Raw genomic sequence first — 9,123 nt, 5'->3', positions numbered from 1 at the left:
TTGCCACCCATCGGAAGCGGACGGCGAGCGGGTCGTGGTCCGACAGCGGCTCGCCGTCGCCGTCGACGAAGGTGTCCCGCTCGAAGGAGTGGGTCTGGGGGATGACCTCGAGACCCTTGGCGCTGCGGAAGGCGAACTTGTCGATGGAGATGTCGTCGTCATGGCAGGTGAGCGCCTGGCACACGTCGACCAGGCCGGTGGTGGCCAGGAAGTCGGACCACACCTCCGCATCCAACTTCCGGTCGGGGTTGTCGATCTTCAGGTTCGTGTCGCCGCCGAGGATGATCGCGCGCCCCGCGGAGTGCTCGTTCACGAACGCGGCGAGCTGGGCGTAGTTGTCGACTCGGGCCTCTTGGTCGCGCTCGCCGCCGCCGGCGTCGGCGTGGAGGTTGTAGACGTCGACCGTCACCCCGGGCGCCAGCTCGGTGCGGGCCATCGAGAACCCCTTCTGGGCCGCACAGTCCGACTTGCCGCCGTCGACCTCGTCGTTGACCGCCCCGAGACCGGCGTCGATGAGCACGTCGTCGAGGCCGGAGGCGCCGAGGACCTCCTCGCCCACCACGTAGGCCAGGTCGCCGTAGCAGTCCTCCCACATCTCCCGGGTCAGCGGCCCGAAGGCGAATCGTGAGAGGCGGTTGAGCCCGTCGGACAGCAGCGTCGGCCCCGACGCCCCCCGGCGCACCTCCACGCCGTACGGGTGCCGAGCGGGCTCGGAGCGGTAGGGGTGGTCGGCGTCGCCCACCACGAGGTGGTGGTACATGAACGGCGGGACCTCGTCGCCGACCAGCCCTGCCTCCCGGGCGTCGTGGAGGTGGTCGGCCCAGTCCTCTTGCAGCAGCACCAGGTCGTAGGCGTTGAGCAGCGGGCTGATGAGCGGCGAGTTGGTCGCCGGGTCCGAGCCGGACAGGGCCTCCGGGAGGCCGGCCACGTTGTAGCTCAGCGCGGTGAACGACCCCGTCCGGGTGCCGGCGTCGCTCCACGCCGAGGGCGCGAGGCCCACGGCCAGGGTGGCGACGAGCAGCGAGACGAACAGGGACGGGCGACGAAGGCGCATCCCTCCCTGTTCGGGACGACGTCCCCCATCTCCTCTGTCGGCCTGCTGACCAGGCCGCGGGCCGTCGCTACGCTCGACCCATGGCGTCGTACCTGTCCGAGCCCGTCGACTCGCTGCCGTTCAACACGGCCGACAAGACGCGGCGCTACGCGACCGAGCGCTACCAGGGCGCGGCCGGCCTCAACTGGTACCGCTGCGACCCCACCCTCCAGGCGGCCATGCGCCGCCACCTCGGCGACGACGCCCTGGCCTGGGCCGAGCCCCACCTCGACCGCATCGGCGAGCTCATGGGCGGGCCCATCGCCGAGCGGGCCGAGATCACCGACAAGAACCCGCCCCGCCTCGAGAAGTACGACCGCTGGGGCCACGACATCAGCCGGGTGGTGATGCCCCAGAGCTTCGAGGAGTCCAAGGCCGAGCTGCGGGCCAACTCCTTCGGCGGAGCGTTCCGCGAGGAGGCCCGCAAGGCCGGCGTCGACTCCCGCCCCCTCGACGCCGCCTGGATCTACATGCTCTGCCAGGCCGAGATCGGCATGTACTGCGCCCTCGGCACCGGCGGCGACATGGTCGTGCGCCTGGTGGAGGACTACGCCCCCGACGACATCAAGGCGCGGGTGCGCGAGCTCATGACCGGCGAGGCCCTCGCCGGCGAGGCGTCCCAGATGCTCACCGAGCGCACCGGCGGCTCCGACCTCGCCGCCCTCGAGACCACCGCCGTGCCCGACGGCGACGCCTGGCGCCTCAGCGGCTTCAAGTGGTTCGCCTCCAACGCCAACGGCTCCGCCTTCGTGGTCCTCGCCAAGCCCGAGGGCGCCCCCGACGGGGCCCGGGGCATCGCCTCGTTCCTCGTGCTGTGGGACCGCCGCGACGGCAGCCGCAACGGCATCCGCCTCCGCCGGCTCAAGGACAAGCTGGGCACCAACGCCGTGGCCTCCGCCGAGGTCGAGTTCGTCGACGCCGAGGCCTTCCTCCTCGCCCCCTCCGGCCCCAGCGACGGCTCGACGCCGGCGGCGGCCACCAACGACGGCCAGGGCCTGTCGCGCATGATGCAGATGACCAACGCCTCGCGGCTCGGCATCGCCATGATGGGTCTCGGCGTGGCACGGCGGGCCATGGTCGAAGCAATGCGCTACGCCGAGGCCCGGGAGGCCTTCGGGGCGCCGCTGGCCGCCCAGCCGCTGATGCAGCGCAAGATCGCCGAGCTCATCGTCGAGGTCGAAGCCGCCCAGGCGCTGTGCTTCGACGGCTACATGGGCCCGGCCAGGCTGCGCATCGGCGCCCCGCTCATCAAGCTCTTCGCCGCCCGCCTGGGCATCACCGCCGCCAGCGACGCCATCGAGGTCCACGGCGGCAATGGCTACATCGAGCAGTGGCCGGTGGCTCGCCTGCTTCGCGACGCCCAGGTCAACACCATCTGGGAGGGCGCCGACAACATCCTCTGCCTCGACGTGCGCCGCGCCATCGAGCGCGAGGACGCCCACGTGCCCTTCCTCGACCGCCTTCGCACGGCGTGCGCCGCCGCCCCCGACGACGACGAGACGGCGGTGCTCGTGCGCCGGCGCATCGACGAGCTCGAGGCCGCCATCGAGCGCTGGCGGGCCCTCGAGCGGGCTGCCGGCGAGGCCCGCCTCTACCCGCTGTCGAAGGCCATGGCCGACGTCTACGCCGCCGCCCTCCTGGTGGAGGCCGCCGCCTGGGAGTCATCCACCCTCGGCAGCGACCGCAAGGCGCTGGTGGCCCGGCTCTTCGCCCGCGACCACCTCGCCGAGCGCGACCCGCTCGCCGTGATCGACGAGCCGGCCGAGGAGATCGACCGGTTCAAGGAGCTGTGGGACGGCGCCCTCGTCGACGCCCCCCTCTCGGGCGGGCAGCCCGCGCCGACCGCGTGAGCGGCGACGGGCCCGACCCCACCGGTCCCGGGTCGTTCTCCCACTGGGCGACCGACCGGGTCCGCTTCTCCGACCAGGACGCCGTCGGCCACATCAACAACGTGGCCATGGCCGCCTACGTGGAGACCGGGCGGGTTGCCTTCGGGCACGACCTGCGCGTCGACGACGACCCCGGCGCCAGCTTCATCCTCGCCCGGCTGGCCATCGACTACCGGGCCCAGGGCCACTACCCGGGTGAGGTCCGGATCGGCACCCGCCTCCAACGCATCGGCCGCACCAGCTTCACGGTGGTCCACGGCGTGTTCAAGGACGAGCGGTGCCTGGCCACCGCCGAAGGCGTCCTGGTCTTCGTGCGCGACGGCGCCCCTGCCGCCATCGACGGGGCCTTCCGCCAGCGCCTGGAGAGCCTGCTCGGCGACTGAACGGGCCGGGCCGGGCACCCCTCACCGGTAGCATCGTCGCGTGGCAGACGGACGAAGCGTGCTCGTGGTCGACGACGACCCGGTGATCCTCAAGCTCCTCGAGGTCAACTTCGAGATGGAGGGCTTCGAGGTCCTCACCGCGGCCGACGGCGAGGAGGGCCTCGCCGTCGCCAGGAGCAGCCGGCCCGACGTGATCGTCAGCGACGTCATGATGCCGAAGATGAACGGCCTCGAGCTGGTGGCCGCCCTCAAGGCCGACGCCGACACCGCGTCGATCCCGGTCATCCTCCTGTCGGCCCGAGCCCAGGTGTCCGACCTGCGCGACGGCAGCGACGCCGGCGCCGACGACTACATCACCAAGCCCTTCGAGCCGCTCGAGCTGATCGAGCGGGTCGAGGCCCTCCTGCCGAAGACGTGACCGCCCTCCCGCCCCACCTGCTGCCGATGACGGCGCAGGTGGCCGACGACGGTCGCCTCTCCATCGGCGGCATCGACGTGCTCGACCTCGCCGCCGAGCACGGCACCCCGCTGTTCGTCTACGACGAGCTCCACCTGCGCGAACGCTGCCGGGAGGCCGTCGCCGCCTTCGGCGACGGGGCCACCTACGCCTCCAAGGCCTTCCTCTGCAAGGCCATGGCCGCCCTCGTGGTGGAGGAGGGGATGGGCATCGACGTGTCCACCGGCGGGGAGATGCACGTGGCCTTCGCTGCCGGCGTCCCCGGCTCGAAGATGGTCCTCCACGGCAACAACAAGTCCGAGGACGAGCTGGCGGTGGCCCTCGAGCGGGGCGTGGGCCGCATCGTCGTCGACAGCGACGACGAGCTCGACCGCATCGAGCGCCTGGTCGACGGAGGGGCACGGGCGCCCCAGGTGCTGCTGCGCATCACGCCCGGGGTCGAGGCCCACACCCACCAGTTCGTCCAGACCGGCCAGGACGACTCCAAGTTCGGCTTCGGTCTGGCCAACGGTGCCGCCCGACGGGCCGTCGACCGGGCCCGGGCATCGAGCGCCGTCGAGCTGGTGGGCGTCCACGCCCACATCGGCTCAAACATCTTCCTCACCACCTCGTTCGCCATGGCCGTCGACGTGCTCGCTCCGTTCGTCAACGAGCTCGACCTGCCCGAGCTGTCGCTCGGCGGCGGTCTCGGCGTCCCCTACGTGGTGGGGGAGGAGGCCCCCTCGATCACCGAGTGGGCGGCGGTGCTCCAGCAGGCGTGCGCCGAGGCGGGGATCACCGCCCGCATCGGCATCGAGCCGGGCCGCTCCATCGCGGCCGGCGCGGCGGTGACCCTCTACACCGTGGGCACCATCAAGGAGCTGCCGGGCATCCGCACCTACGTGTCGGTCGACGGCGGCATGAGCGACAACCCCCGGCCCGTGCTCTACGGGAGCGGCTACGAGGCCTTCCTCCCGCGCGCCACCGCCGCCGAGCGCCCCGACACCGTCACCGTGGTCGGCAAGCACTGCGAGTCGGGCGACGTGCTCGTGCGCGACGCCCAGGTGCCCGCCGACCTCCGGGTGGGCGACGTGCTCGCCACCCCGGTCACCGGTGCCTACGGCCATTCCATGGGCTCCAACTACAACAAGGTCACCCGCCCGCCGGTGGTCTTCGTGGCCGACGGCGAGTCCCGCCTCGTCGTGCGGCGCGAGACCTACGACGACCTCCTGCGCCTCGACCTGTGAGCGCGCCGGTGCCCAAGCCCATGAGGCGGTGGGTGATCATCGGTGCCGTGGGGGTGCTCTGCGGACTCCTCGACGGCGGTGTCTTCTACGCACTCACCGGCAGCGTGGTGCTCGGCGTGATCGTCGGTGTGCCCACCGCAGCGATCCTCGTGGTCCTCGGGGTGGTCGGCGCCCGCCAGCGGGAGGGCTCCGACGCCGCCCACGCCGCCTACGAGGCCCGCCGCGCCCGCCAGCGCCGGGCCCTCACCGCCGCCAACGAGCGCCGACCGGAGCACACCACCGAGACGTGACGGTCACGCGCACCTGAGCCCCGTTTCGAGTCCGGCTGCGACACCGGCGACCGGTAGCGTTGCCCGCCATGACCGAACCCGTCCGGATCGGCCTCCTCGGCTGCGGCAACGTGGGCTCTGCCGTCCTCAGGCTCCTCGCGTCCCGGGGCGACGCCATCGAGGCCCGTACCGGGCTACGCCTCGAGATCGCCCGGGTGGCAGTGCGCACCCCCGACCGTGCCATCGCCGCCGGAGTGCCCGAGGCGATCCTCACCACCGACGCCGCCGAGGTGGTGTCCGACCCGTCGATCGACGTGGTCGTGGAGGTCATCGGCGGCATCGAGCCGGCCCGCACCCTCATCCTTGCCGCCCTCGGCGCGGGCAAGCCGGTCGTCACCGCCAACAAGGAGCTCATCGCCCAGGTGGGCGCCGACCTCTTCGCCGCGGCCGAGCGCACCGGGGTCGACCTGCTCTTCGAGGCCGCCGTCGCCGGCGGAATCCCCCTCATCCGCCCCCTGCGGGAGTCGCTCGCCGGGGAGCGCATCCGCCGGGTGATGGGCATCGTCAACGGCACCACCAACTACATCCTCACCCGCATGACCGAGGAGGGCGCCGGCTACGACGAGGCGCTGGCCGAGGCCCAGGAGCTGGGCTACGCCGAGCGGGACCCCACCGCCGACGTGGACGGCTTCGACGCCGCGGCCAAGGTCGCCATCATCGCCAGCGTCGCCTTCGGAGCGTCGGTGGTGGCCGACGACGTCTACTGCGAGGGCATCACCGCGGTCACGTCCGAGACCATCGACTACGCCACCCGCCTCGGCTACGTGGTCAAGCTGCTGGGGGTGGCCGAGCACCACGAAGACGGCTCGATCGCCGTGCGGGTCCACCCCGCCATGGTCCCCGCCGACCACCCCCTCGCCGCGGTGCGCGAGAGCTTCAACGCCGTGTTCATCGAGGGCGACGCCGTGGGTGACGTCATGCTCTACGGCCGCGGCGCTGGCGGCGACCCCACCGCCACCGCCATCCTCGGCGACCTCATCGACGCCGCCTCCAACCGCCGGAAGGGCTCCAGCGCCACCATCGGCGCCCTGCCTCGGGCCACGATCCGCCCCGTCGACGAGGTCCGCTCGGAGTACTACATCAACCTCGAGCTGGCCGACCGCCCCGGCGTGCTGCACGCGGTGGCCGGGGTGTTCGCCGACCACGGCGTCTCCATCCGGTCCATGGAGCAGGACGGCCTCGAGGACGAGGCCCGCCTCCACCTCATCACCCACACCACCAACGAGGCCACCATGCAGGCAACCCTGCGGGACATCGACGACCTCGAGGTCGTCCGCCGGGTCACCAGCCTGCTGCGGGTGATGGGCGACGAGTCGTGAACTACGTGAGCACCCGCGGCCGAGCCCCCGTGCTCGGCTTCGACGACGCCCTGCTCAGCGGCCTGGCGCGCGACGGCGGCCTCTACGTGCCGGAGTGGTGGCCCCAGCTCGGCCCCGAGGTCTGGGAGCTGCCCGCCGACGCCCCCTACGCCGAGGTGGCGACGCGGGTCATGCGGCCCTTCCTCGGCGCCACCATCGACGAGGACACCTTCGCCGCCATCGTCGCCGCCGCGTACGCCACCTTCGACCATCCCGAGGTGTGCCCGCTGGTGCCGCTGTCGCGGGGCACCCACCTCCTCGAGCTGTTCCACGGCCCCACGCTGGCGTTCAAGGACGTGGCCATGCAGGTCCTCGGCCGGCTCTTCGACTACGTGCTCCAGCGGCGCGGCGAGCGGCTCACCATCGTGGGCGCCACCTCGGGCGACACCGGCTCGGCCGCCATCGAGGCCTGCCGCGACCGCGACGCCCTCGACATCTTCATCCTCCACCCCGCCGGGCGGGTGTCGGAGGTGCAGCGCCGCCTCATGACCACCGTCGACTCGGTCAACGTCCACAACATCGCGGTGGAGGGCACCTTCGACGACTGCCAGGACCTGGTGAAGGCCATGTTCAACGACGAGGCCTTCCGCGACCAGCTCCGGCTGTCGGCGGTGAACTCCATCAACTGGGCCCGGATCATGGTCCAGGTCGTCTACTACGTCACCGCTGCCCGGGCCCTCGGCGCGCCGGGTCGGGAGGTCGCCTTCTCGGTGCCCTCGGGCAACTTCGGCAACGCCTTCGCCGGCTTCGTCGCTCGCCAGATGGGGGTCCCCATCCGCCAGCTCATCATCGGCAGCAACCGCAACGACATCCTCACCCGCTGGCTCGAGTCCGGCGCCATGGAGATCACCGAGGTGCACGCCACCACCAGCCCGGCGATGGACATCCAGGTGTCGAGCAACGTCGAGCGGCTGCTGTTCGAGCTGAGCGGCCGCGACGGCGAGTGGGTCGCCGACCAGATGGCTCGCTTCCGCGACGAGCGCTGGGTCGACTTCGGCCCCGACGTGCACGGCTCGCTGCGCGAGGTCTTCGACGGGGCGCGCTTCGAGGACGACGCCGTCGCCCGGGTCATCGCCGCCACCCTCGAGCACACCGGCGTGTTGGTCGACCCCCACACCGCCATCAGCCTGGCGGCCGCCTCGGTGTGCCAGCGCGACCCGTCGGTGCCCATGGTCTCGATGGCGACCGCCCACCCCGCCAAGTTCCCCGACGAGGTCGAGGCCGCCACCGGGATCCGCCCCGGCCTGCCCGAGCGGCTCGACGACCTCTTCGACCGCGAGGAGCACGTCGTGACCCTCCCGAACGACCTGCGGACCATCCAGCACCACGTCTACCAGCACGCCCGCGGCGTCCACTCCTAGGCGTCGGCCTCTCCCCGGCAGCGGGGCCACCGGGCGCCGGTAGCCTCGGCGCCGAGGAGGTCCCCCCAGATGATGCCCAGCCCCACGGCCTGTCCCCAGGCGCGCTCATGAAGGCCCGCTCATGAAATACGTCGTGTGCGTGCCCGACGGCTGCGCCGACGAGCCCCTCGAAGAGCTCGGCGGTCGCACCCCGCTCGAGGCGGCCTCCATGCCCAACCTGGCGGCGCTGGCCGCCCGGGGCGAGGTGGGCCGCGCCGCGGTCATCCCCGAGGGGATGCCGCCCGGTAGCGACATCGGGAACATGAGCATCCTCGGCTACGACCCCGCCCGCTACCACTCGGGCCGGGCCCCGATCGAGGCCGCCGCCCTTGGCCTACGCCTAGGCCCCGACCAGATCGCCTTCCGCTGCAACCTGGTGACCATCGGCGACGACGGCACCATGGTCGACTTCGCCGGCGGCCACCCGTCCACCGAGGACGCCCGCGAGGTGGTGCTGGCCCTCCAGGAGGCGCTCGGCACCGACGAGGTCTCGTTCCACCCCGGCGTGCAGTACCGCCACATCGTGATCGCCCCCGCCTCGTGGGCCGACGTGACCTCGCCGCCGCCCCACGACCTGAGCGACAAGCCGGTCGTGTGGCCGAGCGGACCGGCCGCCCCCCGGGTGCAGGCGCTCATGGACGCCTCGCGCGAGGTGGTCGCCGGCTTCGGCGGCACGGCCAACCAGATCTGGCTGTGGGGCCAGGGCCGCCAGCCGGTGCTGCCGTCGTTCACCGAAGTGCACGGATTGCGGGCCGCGCTGTGCACCGCCGTCGACCTCATCAGGGGCCTCGGCGTGCTCACCGGCATCGAGGTGGTCGAGGTCCCCGGCGCCACCGGGTGGTTCGACACCAACTACGAGGGCAAGCGCGACGCCTGCCTGCGCACGCTGGCCGACGGCGCCGACCTGTTCGTCATCCACGTGGAGGCCACCGACGAGGCCGGCCACGCCGGGAACCTCGAGGAGAAGCTCATCGCCCTCGAGCGCTGG

The 9,123-nt window shown here is 72.4% G+C and carries 9 protein-coding genes; 8 read left to right on the top strand and 1 reads right to left on the bottom strand.

Translation table 11 applies throughout. From position 1 onward, the window contains the following. Positions 1-1,054 (bottom strand): hypothetical protein (locus VMN58_02320; protein HUF32028.1); only part of this gene is annotated, 1,054 nt, incomplete at its 3' end. Positions 1,055-1,134: 80 nt separating this feature from the next. On the opposite strand from VMN58_02320, the gene VMN58_02315 reads away from it, so the two are divergent. The 8 genes from VMN58_02315 to apgM form a co-directional block, all read left to right on the top strand. Then, positions 1,135-2,943 (top strand): acyl-CoA dehydrogenase family protein, encoded by a 1,809-nt coding sequence (locus tag VMN58_02315; GenBank protein HUF32027.1) that lies wholly within the window; start codon positions 1,135-1,137, stop codon positions 2,941-2,943. Further along, entirely contained in the window at positions 2,940-3,365 is a 426-nt protein-coding gene (locus VMN58_02310; protein ID HUF32026.1) for a thioesterase family protein, read from the top strand. The genes VMN58_02315 and VMN58_02310 overlap by 4 nt, the downstream gene beginning before the upstream one ends. A gap of 40 nt (positions 3,366-3,405) precedes the next feature. Beyond that, the gene (locus VMN58_02305; protein ID HUF32025.1) at positions 3,406-3,783 is read left to right on the top strand and encodes a response regulator; all 378 of its coding nucleotides are present in this window, start codon (positions 3,406-3,408) and stop codon (positions 3,781-3,783) included. Continuing rightward, positions 3,780-5,048, top strand: a complete 1,269-nt coding sequence (gene lysA / locus VMN58_02300) for a diaminopimelate decarboxylase (GenBank protein ID HUF32024.1) — start codon at positions 3,780-3,782, stop codon at positions 5,046-5,048. Before VMN58_02305 ends, lysA begins: the two co-directional genes overlap by 4 nt. A gap of 8 nt (positions 5,049-5,056) precedes the next feature. Then, positions 5,057-5,338 (top strand): hypothetical protein, encoded by a 282-nt coding sequence (locus tag VMN58_02295; protein ID HUF32023.1) that lies wholly within the window; start codon positions 5,057-5,059, stop codon positions 5,336-5,338. Between the two features lie 68 nt (positions 5,339-5,406). Then, on the top strand, positions 5,407-6,696 hold the full coding sequence (locus VMN58_02290) for a homoserine dehydrogenase (GenBank protein HUF32022.1): 1,290 nt from the start codon (positions 5,407-5,409) through the stop codon (positions 6,694-6,696). Beyond that, a complete protein-coding gene (gene thrC, locus VMN58_02285; GenBank protein HUF32021.1) occupies positions 6,693-8,096 on the top strand; it encodes a threonine synthase in 1,404 nt (467 codons plus the stop codon). Before VMN58_02290 ends, thrC begins: the two co-directional genes overlap by 4 nt. Positions 8,097-8,217: 121 nt before the next feature. Further along, a partial coding sequence (gene apgM / locus VMN58_02280) for a 2,3-bisphosphoglycerate-independent phosphoglycerate mutase (GenBank protein HUF32020.1) occupies positions 8,218-9,123 on the top strand: 906 nt, incomplete at its 3' end.

The organism is Acidimicrobiales bacterium, from assembly GCA_035512495.1.
Classification (GTDB): domain Bacteria; phylum Actinomycetota; class Acidimicrobiia; order Acidimicrobiales; family CADCSY01; genus DATKDW01.
This window is presented reverse-complemented; position numbering and strand designations above follow the sequence as displayed.

What these genes read in the sequence shown, in the direction of transcription:
- VMN58_02315 (HUF32027.1), top strand. Translation starts at nt 1,135, where the DNA reads ATGGCGTCGTACCTGTCCGAGCCCGTCGACTCGCTGCCGTTCAACACG.
- VMN58_02290 (HUF32022.1), top strand. Translation starts at nt 5,407, where the DNA reads ATGACCGAACCCGTCCGGATCGGCCTCCTCGGCTGCGGCAACGTGGGC.